19 protein-coding genes and 1 pseudogene are annotated in these 19,746 nt (G+C 71.8%); 11 read left to right on the top strand and 9 right to left on the bottom strand.

The window, feature by feature from the left end; genetic code table 11:
- The first annotated feature begins 159 nt into the window (after positions 1-159).
- Positions 160-1,041, top strand: a complete 882-nt coding sequence (locus GWK25_RS38005) for an intradiol ring-cleavage dioxygenase (RefSeq protein WP_215456004.1) — start codon at positions 160-162, stop codon at positions 1,039-1,041.
- Here the strand turns inward: GWK25_RS38005 and GWK25_RS38000 are convergent.
- Positions 1,025-1,861 (bottom strand): histidine phosphatase family protein, encoded by an 837-nt coding sequence (locus tag GWK25_RS38000; protein ID WP_215456003.1) that lies wholly within the window; start codon positions 1,859-1,861, stop codon positions 1,025-1,027. The genes GWK25_RS38005 and GWK25_RS38000 overlap by 17 nt on opposite strands.
- Positions 1,862-1,989: 128 nt before the next feature.
- A complete protein-coding gene (locus GWK25_RS37995; RefSeq protein ID WP_215456002.1) occupies positions 1,990-2,334 on the bottom strand; it encodes an SsgA family sporulation/cell division regulator in 345 nt (114 codons plus the stop codon).
- A 282-nt stretch (positions 2,335-2,616) separates the two neighbouring features.
- On the opposite strand from GWK25_RS37995, the gene GWK25_RS37990 reads away from it, so the two are divergent.
- The 6 genes from GWK25_RS37990 to GWK25_RS37965 all read left to right on the top strand — a co-directional run bounded on the left by GWK25_RS37990 (position 2,617) and on the right by GWK25_RS37965 (position 7,834).
- The gene (locus tag GWK25_RS37990; RefSeq protein WP_215456001.1) at positions 2,617-3,705 is read left to right on the top strand and encodes an energy-coupling factor ABC transporter permease; all 1,089 of its coding nucleotides are present in this window, start codon (positions 2,617-2,619) and stop codon (positions 3,703-3,705) included.
- A gap of 1 nt (position 3,706) precedes the next feature.
- Positions 3,707-4,468 (top strand): cobalt ECF transporter T component CbiQ, encoded by a 762-nt coding sequence (gene cbiQ / locus GWK25_RS37985; RefSeq protein WP_215456000.1) that lies wholly within the window; start codon positions 3,707-3,709, stop codon positions 4,466-4,468.
- Positions 4,456-5,253, top strand: coding sequence for an energy-coupling factor ABC transporter ATP-binding protein (locus GWK25_RS37980; RefSeq protein WP_215455999.1), 798 nt, complete (start codon positions 4,456-4,458; stop codon positions 5,251-5,253). Before cbiQ ends, GWK25_RS37980 begins: the two co-directional genes overlap by 13 nt.
- A 142-nt stretch (positions 5,254-5,395) precedes the next feature.
- A complete protein-coding gene (locus tag GWK25_RS37975; protein ID WP_215455998.1) occupies positions 5,396-5,869 on the top strand; it encodes a MarR family winged helix-turn-helix transcriptional regulator in 474 nt (157 codons plus the stop codon).
- 154 nt (positions 5,870-6,023) lie between these two features.
- A complete protein-coding gene (locus GWK25_RS37970; RefSeq protein ID WP_215455997.1) occupies positions 6,024-6,482 on the top strand; it encodes an organic hydroperoxide resistance protein in 459 nt (152 codons plus the stop codon).
- Positions 6,483-6,586: 104 nt separating this feature from the next.
- Positions 6,587-7,834: a serine hydrolase domain-containing protein gene (locus tag GWK25_RS37965; protein WP_215455996.1), complete on the top strand. Its 1,248-nt coding sequence runs from the start codon at positions 6,587-6,589 to the stop codon at positions 7,832-7,834.
- Between the two features lie 184 nt (positions 7,835-8,018).
- Here the strand turns inward: GWK25_RS37965 and GWK25_RS37960 are convergent, their stop codons facing one another.
- From GWK25_RS37960 to GWK25_RS37945, 4 genes are all read right to left on the bottom strand, one after another.
- A complete protein-coding gene (locus tag GWK25_RS37960) occupies positions 8,019-9,053 on the bottom strand; it encodes a helix-turn-helix domain-containing protein (RefSeq protein WP_215455995.1) in 1,035 nt (344 codons plus the stop codon).
- A 162-nt stretch (positions 9,054-9,215) separates the two neighbouring features.
- A complete protein-coding gene (locus GWK25_RS37955) occupies positions 9,216-9,491 on the bottom strand; it encodes a DUF1876 domain-containing protein (protein WP_033532019.1) in 276 nt (91 codons plus the stop codon).
- A 114-nt stretch (positions 9,492-9,605) separates the two neighbouring features.
- Complete coding sequence (locus tag GWK25_RS37950) at positions 9,606-10,451, bottom strand: DMT family transporter (protein WP_215455994.1); 846 nt, start codon at positions 10,449-10,451, stop codon at positions 9,606-9,608.
- On the bottom strand, positions 10,448-10,981 hold the full coding sequence (locus tag GWK25_RS37945) for a YbaK/EbsC family protein (protein ID WP_215455993.1): 534 nt from the start codon (positions 10,979-10,981) through the stop codon (positions 10,448-10,450). Before GWK25_RS37945 ends, GWK25_RS37950 begins: the two co-directional genes overlap by 4 nt.
- Before the next feature lie 230 nt (positions 10,982-11,211).
- Between GWK25_RS37945 and GWK25_RS37940 the strand changes: the two are divergent.
- Positions 11,212-11,805: pseudogene (locus tag GWK25_RS37940) on the top strand (RBBP9/YdeN family alpha/beta hydrolase); the annotation flags it as partial.
- 110 nt (positions 11,806-11,915) lie between these two features.
- Here the strand turns inward: GWK25_RS37940 and GWK25_RS37935 are convergent.
- The 3 genes from GWK25_RS37935 to GWK25_RS37925 form a co-directional block, all read right to left on the bottom strand.
- On the bottom strand, positions 11,916-13,676 hold the full coding sequence (locus GWK25_RS37935; RefSeq protein ID WP_215455992.1) for a penicillin-binding transpeptidase domain-containing protein: 1,761 nt from the start codon (positions 13,674-13,676) through the stop codon (positions 11,916-11,918).
- 262 nt (positions 13,677-13,938) lie between these two features.
- Positions 13,939-15,573, bottom strand: a complete 1,635-nt coding sequence (locus GWK25_RS37930) for a penicillin-binding transpeptidase domain-containing protein (RefSeq protein WP_215455991.1) — start codon at positions 15,571-15,573, stop codon at positions 13,939-13,941.
- Between the two features lie 262 nt (positions 15,574-15,835).
- Positions 15,836-16,882 carry a MarR family transcriptional regulator gene (locus tag GWK25_RS37925; protein WP_215455990.1) on the bottom strand — a complete coding sequence of 349 codons (1,047 nt, stop codon included), beginning with the start codon at positions 16,880-16,882 and terminating at the stop codon, positions 15,836-15,838.
- A gap of 217 nt (positions 16,883-17,099) precedes the next feature.
- Here GWK25_RS37925 and GWK25_RS37920 point away from each other — a divergent pair, with 217 nt between their 5' ends.
- From GWK25_RS37920 to lepB, 3 genes are all read left to right on the top strand, one after another.
- A complete protein-coding gene (locus GWK25_RS37920; RefSeq protein ID WP_215455989.1) occupies positions 17,100-18,008 on the top strand; it encodes a hypothetical protein in 909 nt (302 codons plus the stop codon).
- Positions 18,005-18,538: a peptidase inhibitor family I36 protein gene (locus tag GWK25_RS37915; RefSeq protein ID WP_215455988.1), complete on the top strand. Its 534-nt coding sequence runs from the start codon at positions 18,005-18,007 to the stop codon at positions 18,536-18,538. Before GWK25_RS37920 ends, GWK25_RS37915 begins: the two co-directional genes overlap by 4 nt.
- Positions 18,539-18,630: 92 nt before the next feature.
- Positions 18,631-19,293 (top strand): signal peptidase I, encoded by a 663-nt coding sequence (gene lepB, locus GWK25_RS37910; RefSeq protein ID WP_215455987.1) that lies wholly within the window; start codon positions 18,631-18,633, stop codon positions 19,291-19,293.
- Positions 19,294-19,746: the final 453 nt, after the last annotated feature.

Raw genomic sequence — 19,746 nt, 5'->3', positions numbered from 1 at the left:
CCATAAGGGTGGATTCCTCTTTCCTGTTGACCGAGGGCCGCCGACTGTCATCGAGCTCGCACAGCATCGCCAAGGCCGAGACTCGAGAAGCTCACAGGAATCGTCCATAGCATCACGCTCATTCCATGACGGGAACATTCGGAAAGCGCGGTCCCGCAGATGAACACAGGCCCCAAGAGCAGCGGTCACGGTCACGGGCACCATCACGGGCACGACCACCACCACGGCGACGAGTTCGACAAAGGGCTCTCCCACGACCTCCCCGTGTTCGCCCGCCGCCGCATGATCAGGCTGCTGGCCGGCGCGAGCATGGTCCCGCTGGTGGCGGCCTGTTCCTCGGACGGCTCCGGCAGCGGCTCCGCCTCCGACCCGGCCTCCTCCGCCCCCTCCTCGTCCGGCACCACCGGCGCCGACTGCGAGGTCATCCCGAGCGAGACGGAAGGCCCGTACCCCGGTGACGGCTCGAACGGCCCCAACGTCCTGGAGGAGAGCGGAGTCGTCCGGCGCGACATCACCAAGAGCTTCGGCTCGTCGAACGGCGTCGCCGAAGGCATCCCGCTGACGATCACCCTGTCCGTCGTCGACCAGTCCTCCGGCTGTGACGCCCCGAAGAAGGGTGCGGCCGTCTACCTGTGGCAGTGCGACCGGGAGGGCCGGTACTCCCTCTACTCCGACGGCGTCACCGACGAGAACTACCTGCGCGGCGTCCAGGAGACCGACGACGAGGGCCGGCTCACCTTCACCTCGGTCTTCCCCGGCTGCTACCCCGGCCGCTGGCCCCACCTCCACTTCGAGGTCTACGACAGCCTCGCCGACGCCACCGCCGCCCGGAACATCGCCGTCACCTCGCAGCTCGCCTTCCCCAAGGACGTCTGCGACACCGTGTACGCCACGGACGGCTACGGCGACAGCGCCCAGAACCTCGGCGAGCTCTCCCTGGAGACCGACATGATCTTCAGCGACGGCTACGACCAGCAGCTCGCCACCATGGAGGGCAGCACCGACAAGGGCTACACCGCCACGCTCACGGTGCCGGTGTAGCCGCGGCCGGGGAGCCGGCCGGTCCCGGCTGTTCGAGGTGGCTCGTGTCGCCCCACCGCGCAGGCCGCAACCGCCGCCCGTCGTTGTCCCACCGCGAGACCGAGGCGTTGGGGACGGGCGGCAACCCGTCCGGCGCCGTCGCACCGAGCCCCGCGCACACGAGACGTACGGCGACGGCGATCGCGTCGTGGGCGACCAGGAGGACCCGGCGGCCGGGGGCGACGCGGTCCAGCTCACCCACGAGGTCCCGCACCCGCAGCACCACATCGGCCAGGGCTTCACCGCCCGGCGGACGGTAGAACCAGTCGCCGGTCCGCGCCCGCCGCGCCGCCTCCTCGGGCGCGCGGGCCCGCAGTGCGGCCGGCGGGTGCATCTCGAAGACCCCCATCTCCCGGTCCCGCAGCCGCTCGTCGACCAGCAGCGGCGGCGGGACCACACCGGGGTGCCCTGCCATCAGCTCCCACGTCTGCCGCGCCCGCACGTACGGCGAACACACCACCAGGTCCGGACCCGGCACGTCGTCGTCGCCGCGCGCGAGCCCCGCCAGCCACCCGCCCAGCGCCTGGGCCTGCGTGCGGCCCAGGTCGGAGAGGGGGACGTCCGCGCCCCGGCCCGGCAGCGGCTCGGTCGACCCCGTCCGCTCGGCCTCGGCGTACGCGGCGTTCGCGGTGCTCTGCCCGTGCCGTACGACCCAGAGCGAGGCCAGGGTGTACGGCGGTGCCAGCGCCTCGCCGGGGACCGTCCTGATCCCGGTGTCCCCGTGGTCGCAGGTGTTCCCTGTGTCCCCGGTGCCCCTGGCGTCGTTCGTCCGTGCTGTCATGCGTCCCCCTGCTCCGGCGACCCCTGGCCTCCCGGTCGGTCGCCGTCATGCGTACCCCTGGGAGGCGCACCGGACGCACCGACGCCGCACCGGACGCGCCTCCGGAAACTGCCCCGCCCGCGCTCAGCTCAGTGCGCGACCGGCGTGGCCGTGTACGTCCGTCGCAGGAAGCGGATCAGTGCCTTGGTGTCGAACTGCATCACCGCCACCCCTTTCGCGGAGTGGAACTCCATGACGGCCTGCACCCGCCCGCAGGGCCAGATGCTCACGGGGCCGGCGGTGGTGGGGGTGCGCAGCCCGCGTTCGAGCAGCTCACGGGGGAAGGCCCACTCGTCGGGGCCGGGGAGGCGCACGCGTACGGCGGAGGCGTCGGTGTCGGGGTCGTAGCGGAGGACGACCGGCACGGTGTCCCGGTCCTCGGGGGAGTCCGTGACGACATGGGCTCGGGCGTACTGCTCGACGGTGACGGACATCGAACGGCTCCTCACGCTGAGTGACAAGCAGAAGCTGTGAATCCGCTGTCCACTGCCTTTCCAATGTCGCATATTTTCGGCCGCGCGCCCCCTGGAGCCCTGGAAGGGCACTGCAAGCCGCCTGCAAGAGCCACGGTGTTCGGCGAGTCGTTGGCTAATCGGCTTGGAGGCGCTCTTGCAAGGGACTCGCAATAAGGCTCTATCATCGTAAGGTTCCAGCCAGCGCGTCCCCACTAGGTGGCCCGGCCCCCTGTCAGGCCCACCAGGAGAGCGAGCCCTCGTATGCATGTCCCCGACGGATTCATCAACGCCCCCGTCTCGGCGGTCGCCGGAGTCGTCGCCGCCGGTGCGGTCGCGGTGAGTCTGCGCGGTGCCCGGCGCGAGCTGGACGAGCGGACGGCGCCCCTCGCCGGACTCGTCGCCGCGTTCATCTTCGCCGTGCAGATGCTGAACTTCCCGGTCGCGGCCGGCACCAGCGGACATCTGCTCGGCGGGGCCCTGGCCGCGATACTCGTGGGCCCCTACACCGGGGTCCTCTGTGTGTCCGTGGTGCTTCTCATGCAGGGCATCCTCTTCGCCGACGGCGGTCTCACCGCCCTCGGCGTGAACATCACGATCATGGGCGTGGTCACCTCCGTCGTCGGTTACGCCCTCTTCCGCGCGCTGGTCAGGATCCTCCCCCGCAAGCGGCGTTCGATCACCGTCTCCGCCTTCGTCGCCGCCCTGGTCTCCGTACCCGCCTCGGCCGCCGCCTTCACCCTCGTGTTCGCGATCGGCGGCACCACGGACGTGCCGTTCGGCTCGGTCCTCACCGCGATGGTCGGCGTCCACACCCTCATCGGCATCGGCGAGGCCGCGATCACCGCCGCCACGGTCGGCGCCGTCGTCGCCGTGCGCCCGGACCTTGTGCACGGCGCCCGGGGCCTGACCGCTCCGCTCAAGCTCCGCGTGAACGGCGAACTCGTGGACGCCCCCGCCGCCGAGCCGGCCACCGCGCCCGCGCCGGCGTCGGCGGCCGCACCCGTCGCCGCCCGCTCGACCCGCAAGCTGATCCTCGCCGGCCTCGGCACCTCCCTCCTGCTCGCCGGTGTCGTCAGCTTCTACGCCTCCGCCAGCCCCGACGGCCTGGAGAAGATCGCCGCCGACAAGGGCTTCGACGCCAAGGCCGAGGACCACGCCGCCGCCGACTCCCCGCTCGCCGACTACGGGGTCGAGGGCCTCACCGACGCCCGTCTCGCCGGCGGCCTCGCGGGCGTGATCGGTGTCGGTGTCACCGTCGTCGCCGGCACCGGGATCTTCTGGGCCGTGCGCAAGCGGCGCGGCGGCGAGGACGAGACCGCGTCCCCCGCCTCCGTGCCCGAGAACGTCTGACATGGGTGCGGGCCACGTCCACAAGCTCTACCGGCATGCGCACTCGCCCGTGCACGACCTGCCGCCGCACACCAAACTCGCGGCCGTCTTCGCCTTCGTGGTCGTCGTGGTGTCGACGCCACGGGAGGCGATGTGGGCGTTCGGGCTGTACGCCGTGCTGCTGGGCGTGGTCGCGTACGTGGCGCGCGTGCCCTACGGGTTCCTGCTCCGGCGCCTGCTGATCGAGGTCCCGTTCGTCGCGTTCGCCGTGCTGATGCCGTTCGTGGCGCAGGGCGAGCGCGTCGAGTTCCTCGGGATGTCGCTGAGCGTCAGCGGACTCTGGGGCGCCTGGAACGTCCTCGCCAAGGGAACGCTGGGTGTCGCCGCCTCCGTCCTCCTCGCCTCCACCACCGAACTCCGCGCCCTCCTGCTCGGCCTCCAGCGGCTCAGACTGCCGCCGCTGCTCGTCCAGATCGCGTCCTTCATGATCCGTTACGGCGACGTCATCACCGACGAGCTGCGGCGGATGCGGATCGCGCGCGAGTCACGCGGGTTCGAGGCGAGCGGCGTGCGGCACTGGGGCGTGCTCGCCAAGACCGCCGGAGCGCTGTTCATCCGCTCGTACGAGCGCGGCGAGCGGGTCCATCTGGCCATGATCAGCCGGGGGTACGCGGGCACCATGCCCGTCATCGACGAGGTGACCGCGTCCCGGGCGCAGTGGTCGTACGCCTTCGCCCTCCCGGTCGCCGCGCTCGTCGTCTGTCTGCTGGGATGGAGCCTGTGACCGTGTCCGAACCACTCCTCGCCCCGTCCCTCGAAGTCGCCGGGCTCGCCTTCGCCTACCCCGACGGCCACCAGGCCCTCTTCGGCGTCGACTTCACCATCGCTCGCGGCGAACGCGTCGCGCTCCTCGGGCCCAACGGTGCCGGCAAGACCACCCTCGTCCTGCACCTCAACGGCATCCTCACCGGGGGCGCGGGCACGGTGACCGTCGCCGGGATGCCGGTCGGCAAGCGGCACATGGCCGAGATCCGGCGGAAGGTCGGCATCGTCTTCCAGGACCCCGACGACCAGCTCTTCATGCCGACCGTGCGGGAGGACGTGGCCTTCGGGCCGGCGGCGGCGGGCATGAGCGGGGCCGAGCTGGAGGCCCGGGTGGACCGGGCCCTCGAACAGGTCGGCATGGCGGAGTTCAAGGAACGGCCGCCGCACCACCTCTCCTTCGGGCAGCGGCGGCGGGTGGCCGTGGCGACGGTGCTCGCCATGGAGCCGGAGATCCTCGTCCTCGACGAGCCGTCCTCCAACCTCGACCCGGCGTCGCGGCGCGAACTGGCCGACATCCTGCGGTCGTTGGACGTCACGGTCCTCATGGTCACGCACGATCTGCCGTATGCGCTCGAACTGTGCCCGCGGTCGTTGATCCTCAGCGAGGGGGTGATCGCGGCGGACGGCCCGACGGGTGAACTCCTCGTCGACGAGAACCTGATGCGGGCGCATCGACTTGAACTGCCGTTCGGGTTCGATCCGCGCTCGGTGAATGGCATGTCGCGCAGTTCCCCGCACCCCTGAAAGACCAGGGCTGCACGGGCCTGAAGGACAACGGTCGGGCGGGGCCTGAAAAGGCTGGGGCGCAGCCCCTGCTTCTCAGGGGCGCGGGGAACTGCGCGAGCAACCCCCACCGGACCCGCAGACGAATACCGCGTCCGCGACAATGGCCCCCGTGACGAACCAAGCGGATGCGCCCCGGCACGGCTCACTGCTCCTCGACGAGCAGTTGTGTTTCGCGCTCTACGCGGCCCAGCGCGCGGTCACCGCCGCGTACCGCCCGCTGCTCGACGAACTCGGCCTGACCTACCCGCAGTACCTGGTCATGCTCTCCCTCTGGGAGCACGGGGAGACCAGCGTCAAGGAGCTGGCGGGCACCCTGCGCCTCGACTACGGCACGGTCTCGCCGTTGCTGAAGCGGCTGGAGGCGGCCGGCCTGCTGCGCCGGGAGCGGTCGCCGCGCGACGAGCGCTCCGTGCGGATCGCCCTCACCGGGCGCGGCGAGCAGCTCCGCGAGCGCGCGGCCGCCGTCCCCGCCACCCTCGCCGCCGCCACCGGACTGCAGGGCCCCGAGGTGACCCGGCTGCGTGAGGAGCTGTGGCAGCTGACGGCACGGGCGACCAAGGCGGCGGGCCGTTGAACCCGGTCGGCATGGCCGACGGCGACCTTGTGTTACCTATAGTTACTACCCCCTGGTAACCGCATTCCCCTACCGACCGGTACCTTGTGCACGATGTATTTGTGCGCGCCTGTCCTGGGGAGGCCACGCGCTCGTCCCGGGGGAGGCCAAGGGAATGACTGACGACACCGCGGTGGAGACCCGCCCCGACACGCGTCCGACGAAGATCATGTACGTCGCCGAGGCCACCGCGCACGGCGGTCGTGACGGCTACATCAGCAGTCAGGACGGCCAGATCGACCTCAGGGTCGCGATGCCGCCGGCGCTGGGCGGCGACGGCGACGGCACCAACCCCGAGCAGCTGTTCGCCGCCGGGTACAGCTCCTGCTTCCACAACGCGCTGGTCCTCGTCGGCCGCCGCGCGGGCTACGACCTCACCGGCTCCACCGTCGCCGCGAAGGTCGGCATCGGCCCCAACCAGCAGCGCGGCTACGGCCTCGCCGTCGCCCTCAGCGTCTCCCTGCCGGTCATCGACCAGGACATCGCGGCCCAGCTCGTCGACGCGGCCCACCAGGTCTGCCCGTATTCGAACGCCACCCGCGACAACATCGACGTCACGATCGTGCTGGGCTGAGCCGGGCTGCCCCGCGCCCCGGCCGGGGGAATCCGGGGCCGTGCGTGTACGTTGCACCCGTCGCCGTGACGAACGCGGCGGGTGAACGGACAGGGAGCGCCGACGTGGACGTGAACGGGACGGTCGCCGAGGGCTTCGAACCGGTCAGGACCGCGTTCGTACGCAACTTCGAGGCGCTGGGCGAGCGGGGCGCGGCGGTCGTCGTGTACCGGCACGGGCGCAGGGTGGTCGACCTGTGGGCCGGCACCCGGGACGTCGACGGCACCGAGCCCTGGCGGCGGGACACCGCCCAGGTCATGCGCTCGGCGACCAAGGGCGTCGCCGCGGCCGTACCGCTGATGCTGGCCGAGCGCGGCGAAGTGGACCTGGACGCGCCCCTGGGCCGGTACTGGCCGGAGTTCAAGGCGCACGGCAAGAGCCGGGTGCTGGTGCGGCACGTGCTCAACCACGGGGCCGGGCTCCCCGTCCTCGACCGCCCCCTCACCCCCGCCGAGGCGCTGGACCCGCGCCGGGGTCCCGAGGCCGTCGCCGCGCAGACGCCCTTGTGGGAGCCCGGTACCGCCCACGGCTATCACCCCCTCACCTACGGCTGGCTGCTCGACGAACTGGTCCGGCGCGTGACCGGCCGGGGCACCGGCGAGTGGATCGCGTCCGAGATAGCCGCCCCGCTGGGCCTCGCCGACGACCTGTGGCTGGGCCTGCCGGACTCGGTGGCGGCGACGGGCCGGGTCGGCCGCGCAGGGCGCCTGGCAGCGGCGCCCGAGCCCACCGGCACCCTCAGGGTCCGCGCCAAGCGGTCGGTCACCGAGGCCTACGACGACCCGGACTCCCTCACCCGGCGGGCCTTCGCCGCGATCACTCCCTTCCCCGACCAGAACGACCCCGCGTACCGCGCGGCCGCGCTCCCGGCGACCAACGGCATCGCCACGGCCGAGGGCCTGGCCCGCTTCTACGCGGCGCTCGTCGGCGAGGTCGAGGTCGGCGAGGGCGGGGGTGAGGGCGGCGAGAAGGAGGGCGAGCCCGGAGGCGAAGCCGAGGGCGCGGTCGGTGGCGTACGGCTGTTCGGCCCGGCGACGCTGGCGGCGGCCCGCGCGGAGGAGTCCTCCGGTCCCGACCGCGTCCTCGTCGTCAACACCCGCTTCGGGCTCGGCTACATGCTCCACGGGAGCGCCTCCCCGCTGCTGGCCCCGACGTCCTTCGGCCACCCCGGACGCGGCGGCCCCCTCGGCTTCGCCGACCCCGAGTCCGGCATCGCCTTCGGCTACGTCACGAACGGCTACCGCAAGACGGTGACGGCGGACCCGAGGGCTCAGGCGCTGGTGCGGGCGGTACGGGTGGCCCTGAACGGCTGAACGGCTGAACGGCTGAACGGCTGTACCTCGCGGAGGGCGGCCGCCGCGGTGAGCGGCCGGACCGGCCCAGGGCTCCCCCGTGGTGTCCTGGCCCGATCCCGGAGATTCGGACGACCGCCCTCCGCGGCGGCGCTCACCAGGATGCGACGAATTTCCCCGCGAGTCGTTGGCAGACGGTCCACTGTCACTTGGCAACGAGTCCACTGCTCGCGGCACCCTCGGCGGCCACCCGGTTCCGTAGCTCGCTCGGCGGCACCCCGTACGCCGTACGGAACGCCCGGCTGAACTCGGCCGCCCGCGGAAACCCCCAACGCGCCCCGATCGCGTGGATCGGCGTGGCCCGCAGCACGGGATCGGGGGCGGTGAGATCACGGTACGCGTTCCGCAGCCGCTGGTCGCGGACGTACGACGCGACGGTCAGGCCCTCCGCCTGGAAGAGCCGGTGCAGATAGCTGCGGGAGATGTGGTGGGCGGCGGCGATGGCCGCGGGCGTGAGATCGGGGTCGCCCAGGTGCCGCCGTATGAACACCTTGACCTTCAGCAGCAGTGTCCGCCTGTGGGCCTCCGGCGTCAGCCGCGGCTCCGTGTCGGAGACATGGCCGAAGAGCGCGGTGATCAGATCGGCGACGACCGTGCCCAGGCGGGGCGCGTCGGCCGGCCCGTACGGGGTCGTGTCCTCCGCCAGCCGCATCAGGAACTGCGCGAGCAGTGCGCCGACGCCCTCCCGGCCCGACAGCCGGCTGCCGATCACCTGGTCCGCCCTGCGCGCGGGCAGGGCGACGAGGGAGCGGGGTATCTCGATGCCGACGGTGGTGACCGGTTCGGTGCCGGTGAGGATGTCGTACGCCATCGAGCTGCAGTTGACGTGGAAGTCCTGTGCCTCGTACGCGGTTTGCTGGCGGCCCCAGCTGGCGGCGCCCTCGCCCTGGAGGAGGAGGGAGAGATGGAACGTCTCCGGGTCGGACTGCCGGACCATCCTCGGCGTGCGGCGGAAGACGATCGGGTCGAAGGTGGCGGGCCAGATCGTCACGTCGCCGAGGGCGATCAGGCGTTGGTGGGCGTGGTAGTCGGCGCCGGGGTGGTGGCCGCGGTCGGCCGTCGACAGCGGGATGGGGGCCAGGTCCATGGGCGCGTGCGTCTGCCGCAGCAGCTCCGCCCAGGCCTCGAAGCGGGCGTCCACCGGGAGGTCCACGGACCGGAAGACCGACTCGTGCAACACGGGGTCAGTCAACCACAGGGAGAAATCGGGCCTGTTGGGCACCCGGGCCCACGCCGACGGAGCCCCGGCCGAGGGGGGTCGGCCGGGGTGGGGGGCGGGTCGCGCCGCCGAGTGCCTCCTGCTCGCCCGCCCGGCGCCTGTCGACCGTCCGCTCAGAGGACTTCAGAGGGCTATCGGGTGGGACGTCCTGCCCGATGCCTCGTCTATCTCGTCGTGGGCCTTGGTGAGGAGCTTCATGGCGAGCTCGTTCAAGGCCCTGGCCCCAGCTATCTCCTCGCCGACCCGGGGCTGATTGGCGTCGGTCTGATGGCGGCTGGCGTAGCCGTTGGCGCGTACTTCCTTCCCGTCGGGGAGCCGTACGAGGGCCGCCGCCCGTGTGCGCTGATCGTCCTCCTGGAACTCCAGCTCGATGTGCCATCCGACAGCGGTTTTCATCATGACGATCACCTCCGGAACCGCTCTTTCCAGAGTGCTCCTCCCCGCCGACGGATGCACGACCTGCGCACGGCCCGCCCGACGCCCGCCCCGCGTCCTGCTTCTCCTGCCCCCCGTCTACCCGGCCCGCAGCATCAGCCCGATCCCCACCACCAGCAGTCCCGCCGCCACCAGGCGGGGCGCTCCGAACCGTTCCTTGAAGAGCACCGCGCCGATCGCCGCCCCCACGATGATCGACGACTCCCGCAGGGCCGCGATGGGTGCCAACTCGGCCTTCGTCTGGGCCCACAGGACCAGCCCGTACGCCGCCACGGAAAGGGCGGCGCCGAGGAGGCCCACGCCGGCGTACGGCCGGAGGCGGGCGACCGTCTCCCCGCGCCACCGCCAGGCCGCGTACGCGGGGATCGCGAGCCCCTCCAGGGCCATCAGCCAGGCGATGTAGGCCATCGTGGACCCGGAGGCCCGGACACCGAGGCCGTCCACGACCGTGTACGCGGCGATCGACAGGCCCGTGGCCAGCGCCGCCCCGATCGCCGCCCAGTGCGGCCGGCCGCCACGCAGTCCCCACAGCGCCACGCCCGTCAGCCCGGCGCAGCTCAGCAGGATGCCGGCCGTCGCCCAGCCGTCCGGCACCTCGTCCGCGAAGACCGCGGCGAGGACGGTGACGACGAGGGGCGCGGAGCCGCGCGCGATCGGGTACGCCTGGCCGAAGTCGCCCAGCCGGAAGGACGTCATCAGCAGCACGTAGTAGACGAGGTGGATGACCACCGACGCGATCAGGTACGGCCACGCGGCGGACTCCGGGAGCGGCACGAAGGGCACCATCGCGAACCCGATCAGCGCGCCGCCGCCGGCTATCAGCGTGAACCCGACGAGCTTGTCCGTGATCCGGTGCGCGATCGCGTTCCAGCTGGCGTGGGCCACGGCGGCGAGCAGCACCGCCGCGGTGACGAGCGGCGTCACGCGTCCGGCTCGCCGGCGGCGGCCGCGGTCTCCCGGACGTCCACCAGGGTGGCGCCCGCGTGGGCGATCAGCGTTTCCGGGGCCATGGGGAAGACGGTGTGCGGCGTGCCGGCCGCCGCCCACACCGTCGCGTGCGCGAGGAGCGAGCGGTCCGCGAGGACGCGCGTCCTCGTCCGGTGCCCGAAGGGCGGGACCCCGCCGATCGCGTACCCGGTCGTCTCCCGTACGACGTCGGCGCGGGCGCGGGTGACCTTCGTGGCGCCGAGTTCACGCCGGACCAGCTCCACGTCGACGCGGGAGGCGCCGTCCATGAGCACCAGCACGGGAACGCCGTCGGCGGCGAAGATCAGCGACTTGCAGATCTCGCTCAGCTCACAGCCGAGGGCGGCGGCCGCCTCCGCCGCGGTGCGGGTGGCCTCCGGGAAACGGCGGATGCGGGGGTGCAGTTCGTCGAGGCCCAGGGCGGTGAGCGCCTCGGTGAAGAGGGGGTGGGCTCCGGAGTCGGTGGTGTCCCGTGCGTCGGTGGTCATGTGCGGCACGGTAGTGGTGGGTGTAGTGGGCATGCGAGTGGGTTAGGGGGTGTAGTCGGGTGCGGGTGGGTGGGGGCTTCTCGCGCAGTTCCCCGCGCCCCTGAAAGCAACGGCCCCTGCGGGCCTCGCCAGGCGACACACTCGACGACTCATCAGCCCCGCCCTCGAAAACCCATCCAGCAACAGAGACGGCACTGGACCGGCTGATCCGTTTCGCTGACGATCGGGGCATGACCAAAACCCCACCCGCCGACGACACCCGCGCCTTCCTCATCCTGCACGGCTGGCAGAACCACCGTCCGCCCGCCCACTGGCAGCACTGGCTGGCCGACCGGCTCACCGATCTGGGCCACGAGGTCGCCTACCCCCAGCTCCCGGAGGCGGACGACCCGGACCTGGAGCGCTGGCTCGCGGAACTGGACGCGCTGCTCGGCGAGCTGGCGGGCCGGCGGATCACCGTGGTCTGCCACAGCCTGGCCTGTCTGCTGTGGCTGCACGCGGTCGCCCGGGACGGCATCCTGTCCGGCCCCGTCGACCGCGTCCTCCTCGTGGCCCCGCCGTCCCCCGAGTTCGCCCTGAAGCAGACGGAGATCGCCGAGTTCGCCCCGCCTCCGCTGACCCCGGAGCGGCTGGCCGCGTCGGCCACGTACACCCGGGTCGTCGGCAGCGACAACGACCCGTACTGCCTGCCGGGCGCGGCCACCGCGTACGCGAGCCCCCTCGGCCTGCCCGCCGACGTGCTGCCCGGCGAGGCCCACCTCAACCCGGACTCGGGTTACGGCCCCTGGCCGTCGATGCTCGACTGGTGTCTGCGGCCGTCGTCCGACCCGTACGAGGAGATGCCGATCCAGGAGCGCTCCGTGCAGCGGACGGACGCGGCCGACCAGACGGGGCGGGCGGCCGGTGTCGGCTCGCGTCTCGTGCGCGCGGTCGCTCAGCCGCCGCTGCCCGCCTTGAGCAGCGCGGCCACGATCGGGCCCGCCGACTCGCTGCCGTGGCCGCCCTGTTGGACGACCCCGGCGGAAGCCAGGTCGCCCTTCCAGGCGGTGAACCAGCCGTTGGGCTCCTTCTGGCCGTCGACCTCGGCGGAGCCGGTCTTGGCGCCGTAGTCGGGGCCGAGACCCGACATCGCCTCGGCCGCCGTACCGGCCGCCGCGGTGTACTGGAGGAGTTCCCGCAGCTGGGTGCGGACCGTGGCGGACATGGGCCGGGAGGCGGTGGCCAGGGTGCGGTCGTCGACGGACGGCGGGACGAGGTAGGGCTGCTTGAAGACGCCCGTCTTGGCCGTCGCGACCACCGACGCCATGTTCAGCGGGTTCATCCGCACCCCGCCCTGGCCGATGAGCGAGGCCGCCATCGGGGCGGCGCTCTGCACCGGCACCGCGCCGTCGAAGCTGGAGACGCCGATGGCCCAGTTGTTCAGTCCGAGCCCGAAGACCTGTTGGGCCTCCTTGGTGAGGGAGTCGTCGTCCAGCTTCTTCGCCTGGGAGATGAAGGCGGTGTTGCAGGAGCGGGCGAAACTCGCCTTGAACGTCCCGCCCTTGATCTCGAACTTGTCGTCGTTCTGGAACTTCCAGCCGCCGTACGACGAGTACTTGGGGCACGGGTGGCCCTTGTTCGCCGAGGCCAGGCCCTTGTCGATGAGCAGGGCCGACGACACGATCTTCATCGTGGAGCCGGGGGCCAGCGAGCCCTGGAACGCCACGTTGAAGCTGCTGGAGTTGGCCGCGGCCAGGATCTCGCCGGTCGAGGGCCGCATCACGACCACCGACGCCCGCTTCGTGGCCGCCACCTTCTCCTCGGCGGCGGCCTGCAGCGTCGGACTGAGCGTCGTCTTCACCTCTCCCGGGGTGCCCTCGCTCAGCTCCAGCAGCGTCTTGTCGGCGGCCTTCTCCTTGGTGGACTTGGTGGAGTTCGCGGACTTGTCGGACTTGGCGGAGTCCGTGGGCTCGGCGGAGGACTTGCCGTCCGACCCGTCCTCGGCCGGGTCGGCGCGGACGATCCGCAACTCGACGCCCGCCTTGCCGCCCGCCTTCTTGCCGTACTTCTCCCGCAGACCATCCAGCACCGAGCCGAGCGACGGGTACTTCTCGGTCGTCAGCTCGCCGCCGTCCCGGTCGAGGGCCTTCACCGGGGGAGTGCCGGCCTCACCGGTCACCAGCCGGTCGCCCTCGTCGAGTTCGGGGTGGACGAGGGACGGCTGCCAGTCGACGACGGGCTCGCCGTCCTTCTTCGCCCGTACGACGGTGAGGGCGGACTTGTAGGTCAGCGGCTTCTCGGTGCCCTTGAAGGAGACCGTGCCCTTCACCGTGAACGGCACCTCGTCGCCCGCGCGCTTGCCTCGGGTGAGGGTGACGTCCTTGATGTGGGCGTCCTTGGTGAAGCCGGTCAACGCCGCCGTGGCGGCCGCGGAGTCGTCGGTGGCGGCGGCGGCCTTCGTGACCGTGCCCTTCTGCCAGGCAGTGAGGAACGTGGTCGCGGCGGTGCGGACCTCGGCGGCGGACAGGGGGCCGCTCTTCACGGCCTTGGCGTCGGTCGAGCCGTCCTCGGCGGCCGCGCCGGCGCCGAACACCGTGTACACGGCCATCGCGCCGCCGCCGAGGGCCGCGACCGCGACTCCGCCCAGCACGAGGTGCCGCCGTGACCTCCCCGACTTCGCGGTCTTCCGCTCGTCGACACGCCTTCTCTTACCCACGCTCCGACCTTCCGCTGCCCCCGGCTGCCTCTCGTTCCTCAACGAGAACCACCACACTAGAGTCCCGCGGATCACTCCGTGGGCGGGGCCGCTATTCAGCGCGGCCCCGGTGAGGCTCCTCGCGCAGTTCCCCGCGCCCTTGAAATGCCTCCGAAAAGCCCCTCGAAAGCCCCTCGAAAGCCCCTGAAAAGCGCCTGAAAAGCAGGGGCTGCGCTCTGTGCTCCTCAGCCCCGCCCCCCCGCCGTCCCTTCAGGCCCGCAGCTCACCCCCCGGCCTTCAGCACATCCACCACGATCGGGCCGGCCGCCTCACCCCCGCGGCCGCCGCCCTCCGACATCGCCGCCGCCGCCACATCCCCACGGAACCCGGTGAACCAACTGTCCGCCACCGCCTGTCCGTCGATCTCCGCGGACCCGGTCTTCGCCCCGATGTCCCCGCTCAGCCCGGCCATGACGGCCTTCGCGGTCCCCTGCGTCGCGGTCAGCCTCATCATCTGCTTCAACTGCGACGCGGTACTGGCCTTCAACCCCTCCGCCGTGGCCAACTCCCGCTCGTCCAGCTTCGGCGACACCAGATACGGCTGACGGAACCGCCCCGTGATCGCCGTGGACGTCACCGACGCCATGTTCAGCGGGTTCATGAGCACGTCGCCCTGCCCGATCGCGTTGGCGGCCCGGTTCGGCCCGCCGGACGGCGGCACCTTGCCGTCCATGGAGGCGATGCCCGTCTTCCAGTCGTCCCGGCCGATCCCGAACCGTTCCTGCGCCTCCTCGGTCAATGAGGCGTCGGTCAAAGGCTCTTCGTCGATCAGCTTGATGAAGGCCGTGTTGCAGGACCGCTCGAAGCTGTTGGCGAGCGTGGCGTTAGCTGTCTCGTCGGCCTTGAGACCCGGCAGGTTCTTGAAGGTCTGGCTCTGCCAGGTGGCCGTGTCGGGGCAGGGGGCGGGGCCGTTCATGGAGGTCACACCGTTGTCGATGAGCATCGCGGCGGTGATGATCTTCATGGTGGAGCCGGGCGGCAGTTCGCCCTGAAAGGCCGCGTTGAAGCCGTCGCTGCGGTTGTTGGCGACGGCCAGCACCTGCCCGGTGCTGGGCTGCAGCGCGACCACCGACGACTCTCCGAACTTCTTGACCGCCTTCTCGGCCGCCGCCTGCACCCCCGCGCTGATCGTGGTCTCCAGCTTGCCCGCCTTGCCCTCGGCGAGGGTCAGCAGGGTCGTGTCGCCCGCGTTCGTGGTGGTGTGCCGGATGCCCAGTTCGACACCGGGGGTGCCGCCCGCGTCGGGGCCGTACCGTTCCCGCAGGGTGTCGAGGATCGGCCCGAGGGAGGGGTACTTCTCCTTGGTCAGCACCTTGCCGTTGCGGTCCACGGCCTCGATGGGCGGTGCCGCCGCCTCGCCGAGGAACAGGGTGTCGCCGGCCTTCAGCTCGGGGTGCACGACGGACGGCCGCCAGTCGACCAGGGCCCGCCCGGTCGTCTTCCCCCGCACGACGGTCAGCCGGCTCTCGTAGGCGAGCTTCTTGCTCCTGCCGTCGTACGACACCGTGGCGGCGACGGAGTACGGGACGGTCCTGTCCCCGGAGCCGGTGGGCCTGCCCGGCTCGATCTTCACGTCCGTGATCCGCGCGGCGTCGACGAAGCTGCCGAACACGGCCTGCGCGGCGACCGCGTCGTTCGTGTACGAGGAGGCCGTGGCCGCGTCCCCCTTCTCCCAGGCGGCGAAGAACTTCTCCGTGGTCTCCCGCACCTCGTCCTCGCCGGGCGGCCCGGTGCGTTTCTCCACGCCCCCACCGTCCCCGTTGAGCGCGGTCACGATGTTGTACCCGCCGTACCCGGCACCCCCCACCATCGCGGCGAGCACCCCGCCGACTATGGCGCCCTTGACCCCCTTGCGCATGACGCGATCCTCCCCGTTGCGCGGTCCGCGTGGCCTGTGCGGCCCGTCGTACGCCACCTTCCGAACGCCGTTGAACGCGTTCAGAAAACGCTCTCCGAGGTTCACTGTAAACACGCCTGGGTGACGCGTGGGGCGAATGCTTCGCTTGTGTGCCCCGATTGTTAGCCCGGCCGATCCGGGGAGCGCATTCAGGCCACCGGGGCCCATTCATCCGGACATCCTCGCGGTGCGGACCGCCATCCCCGCGGTGCGGCCCGCGGGGTCACGCCGACCGGGCGCCGATTCGGTGTGGGAGCGGGGCCGGGACCGGGGTCGTGGGGAGCGCCACCGCATCCGGCCGACGTCCTTCCAGCAGGGCCTGGCCGAGCGGGGACACCGTGTGCCACACGGTGTTCGTCACCCGCTGGCTGATGATCAGGTTCGCGCCCCGCATGGTCGCGGTGTGCTCGCTCGCGGAGGCGGCCGAAATGCCCAGCCGCCGGGCGAGTTCCCCTCCGGTGATGCCGTTGGACGCCGCGATCTCCTCCAGGACCGCCGCGCGCGTACGCCCCAGGAGGCGGGCCAGGGCGGCCGGTCCCGCTGTCATGGGGTCCTCCGTGAGCGGCTGGAGAGTGCGGTTGGCCGGATACACCAGTATCGGGTCCAGCGTCGTGTCATGGAGGGAGATGGGGCGCCCCCAGCAGAAGTACGAGGGGATCAGGACCAGTCCCCGGCCGCCCAGGAACAGATCCTGGCGCACCGGGTATTCCACCCTGAGCACCGGTGGCTCCCAGCGGACCAGCGGATGGATGCTGCCGAGCAGCCGTTCGACGCCGCCGTCGAGGAGATCGCGTGCCCGCAGGGCCCGTTCGCCCTCGACGACCGCGCGGATGCGGTGCCACGGGCGGCCGAGGACCCGCTGGTGGTAGCGGCGCAGCACGCCGCCGAGCCGGCGCATCGTCTCCGGCTCGCCCTGGGCCAGCCGACGCATCCACGGCGCCGAGTGGTGCCGGGCGGGCAGGAGGGCGAGCTCCTCGCGCAGCCGGGTGCGGCCGACGCTCATGACGGCGTCGACGGCGGACTCCAGGGAGGTGTCCGCGCCCGGTGTCAGGAAGTCGGGCGAGTAGCCGCGCGGCGGCGCGAGCCGGCGCAGCAGGGAGACCGACGGGTCGAGTGCGCCGAGGGCCCTCGCCCGCCAGGGCCCGAACACGATGTGGTCCGGTGAGCCACCGAGCGCGTGCAGGCTCAGCAGCGTCTCCCAGGCCGGATCGGGACCCGAGGCGAGGCGCACCCGTGCCAGATCGTCGGCGGAGAAATGAATGTTCAGCACAGGCAGAGACCCCCGAAGCGCTTGCTGCGCGGTAAGAGGGTGGTGTGAGTTGCTTCGGTTCCATTCTCCAGGTCCGCCGGGGCAGCGCTTTTCGGCTGGGACCGAAAGTGAGTGCGACGCGAGGCGCCCCGGATCACTCTGAAGCCGACCGATGACGTGCGGGTACGGGGGAGACCTGGTGCGTAGAAGATCCGCTGTGCTGTCAGTGCTGTTGTCCTTGCCGTTGCTCGGAACGCTCACCGCCTGCGGACCAGGTGAACCGGCCGCGTCCGCTCCGCGCGCCGCGCCCAGCTCCGCACTCCCGCGGGAGGCCACCACGAGTGAACTGGCGGTCCTGGGCCGGGCCGAGGACATCCTGGAGCGGCGCTGCATGGTCCGCGCTGGGTTCCGGCTGCCGAAGACACCGGAGCGGGCCCGGTCCGGACCCGAACCGCCACCGATGGCACTCGTCCTCACCGACGTGCCGTGGGCCCGCGCCCACGGGTACGGCTCCCGCGTCCGCACTCCCGAGGAGACCGCCCGCCTGCGCGCGAACGACCCGGTGGGGGACTACCTGCGTGCTCTGACGCCGAAGCGGCGCGCCGAGGCCCTGCGCGTGTGGCAGGGCGGCGGCGTGGACACCGTCGAGGTCACCCTGCCGAGCGGCGCGACGACGGGGCGGAGCACGCGGGGGTGCACCAGCGAGGCGCGCGGCGAACTGTACGGCGACTTCCGCACCTGGTTCGGCGCGGACGCCGTGGACCGCGGCGCCACCGCGCTGGGCCTGAGCCGGGCGCAGGCGGATCCCGCGTACACCAAGGCGCTGCGGAGCTGGTCGGACTGCGTGGCCGGACGCGGATTGCCCCACGAGTCGCCGCAGGGCCTGCGGGCCGCGCTGGGCGATTCGGTTCCGAAGGCCGAGGAGATCGACTACGCCGTCGCGGAGGCGGAGTGCGCCGTCGCGTCCGGCCTGGCGGAGGTCACGGGAGACGTCGAGGAACGGCACCTCGCGAAGGTGCGCGAGAAGTACCGCGCCGACGTGACCAACGCCCGGCGTATGCGTCTTGCCGCGCTGCCGAAGGCGGAGCGGATCGTCCGCGACGAAGACTCGTCGCGGCACAACACCCAGAAAAGAGACATAAAATGATGAAACGGTACATGCGCGGTGTCCTGACGGCGGCTGCCGTGATCGGGCTGGTCGCGACCGCCGGTCCCGCCCTGGCGGCCTCGGACGCCAAGCCGTCCGCCCCGGCGAAGGCCGCCCCCGGCGCGCCGACCCCGGTACGCCCCGGCGCCAAACTCAGCGGACTGGCCGCGGCCGACGGTGCCGACGGGTACCTCTACGCCTACGACCTGGCGGGCTTCAGCGGGGCCTCGTGCCGGTGGAAGGGCAACGACGGGTACTGGGGCGACGAGTGCGGCAACTTCAACGACCGCGCCACCTCCCTGTGGAACAACGGGTTCCCCGGCAACTTCAGCGAGGTCGCTCTGTACCGTCACGTGAAGCCCGGTGCGGGCCAGTCGGTGTTCTGCATCGAGGCCGGCAGTTACTACGGAGACCTGTCCCTCGGCTACGAGAAGTTCCTCGACGGCGGCTCGGCGGACAACGCGATCAGCGCCCACACCTGGTTCACCGACGACGCGGACTACATCAACGACCCGTACTACGGCTGCTGACCGGAGCGTCGGATACGGCACGGGCCCGCACCGGCCGTTCACACACGCTCGCTATCGTGCCGCCGCGGATGTGCCGCAAGGGGGAGGAAACGATGTCGGGCAAGGGGCGGGGACTGTGGGTCACGGCGGTCGTGGTGGGGCTGGCGGGGGTGGCCTTGGCGGTCGGCTCCCTCGTGTACGCGTGGAGTTCGTACGGGGCGTCCGTCGTCAGCAGCCGGAATATGGCGCCGACGTACGAGCCGGGCGACCGGATCTTCTCCGAGAAGGTCGACGGCGGTGAGGTGCGGCGCGGTGACGTCGTGCTGTTCTCGGCACCGGAGCGCTACGAGTCCGGCGTCGGCGTGGCGCAGCGGGTGATCGGTCTCGGCGGCGACCGGGTGGTGTGCTGCACGGGCGAGGGCCCGGACGCGCGGCTCAGCGTCAACGGGAAGCCGATAGCGGAGCCGTATGTGAACGGCGGCGACGCGAACGGCGTGAACAGGTCGTACGACGTCACGGTCCCTAAGGGGCGGCTGTTCCTGCTCGGTGACAACCGGGCGGACTCCCTGGACTCGCGCTTCTTCGCGAGCGACCACGACGGGACGGTGCCGGTATCCGCCGTACAGGGCCGGGTGACCGACGACCGCACGATCCCCACCGTCATCGGTACGGCCGTCATCGCCGGTGCGGCCCTCGCCCTGGTCGGCCTCGGGCTGGCGATCGCCGCGTTCGTCGCACGGCGGCGGAGGAGGACGGTGCCGGTGGCGACCGCCTGACAAACCTGGCAAGCCTGATAAAGACGATGACCACGACGCCTGAGCGTTCGTCGTGGTCATCGTCGTGTCAGACCCGCCAGACCCAGGTGCCCAGCCACATCCGCGACCGCCAACTGCCGATCGGGAGGTACTTCGCGACCGGGTCGCCCGTGTGGGGAGGCGGTAGGGCTTTCTACGATTCGCACGCGACCGGGCGCGTACTGGCCAGAGCGCACCTGGTGACTGTCCAGCAGTTCGCCGACATTGCGGCCAGGAGATGTACCGGGCACCGGGCATGGATGACGTTCAGTGGGTGCCCCCGTCGCCTGCCTACGTGCGCTTTCCGGCGTCTGGTCTGCTGTCCGCCGGCGCATGGGACGTGGAAGCGGTCGCTTCGTACGTCGCAGCCTGCCCCGGCGCGGCTGGCCGCTGGTCGGAGCAAGGCATTGCCGATCTCTAAGCGAGAGTGTGTGA

Source organism: Streptomyces sp. ATCC 21386 (assembly GCF_018728545.1).
Classification (GTDB): domain Bacteria; phylum Actinomycetota; class Actinomycetes; order Streptomycetales; family Streptomycetaceae; genus Streptomyces.
Note: the sequence above shows the minus strand (reverse complement) of the source record. Positions and strands in the feature narration are given on the sequence as shown.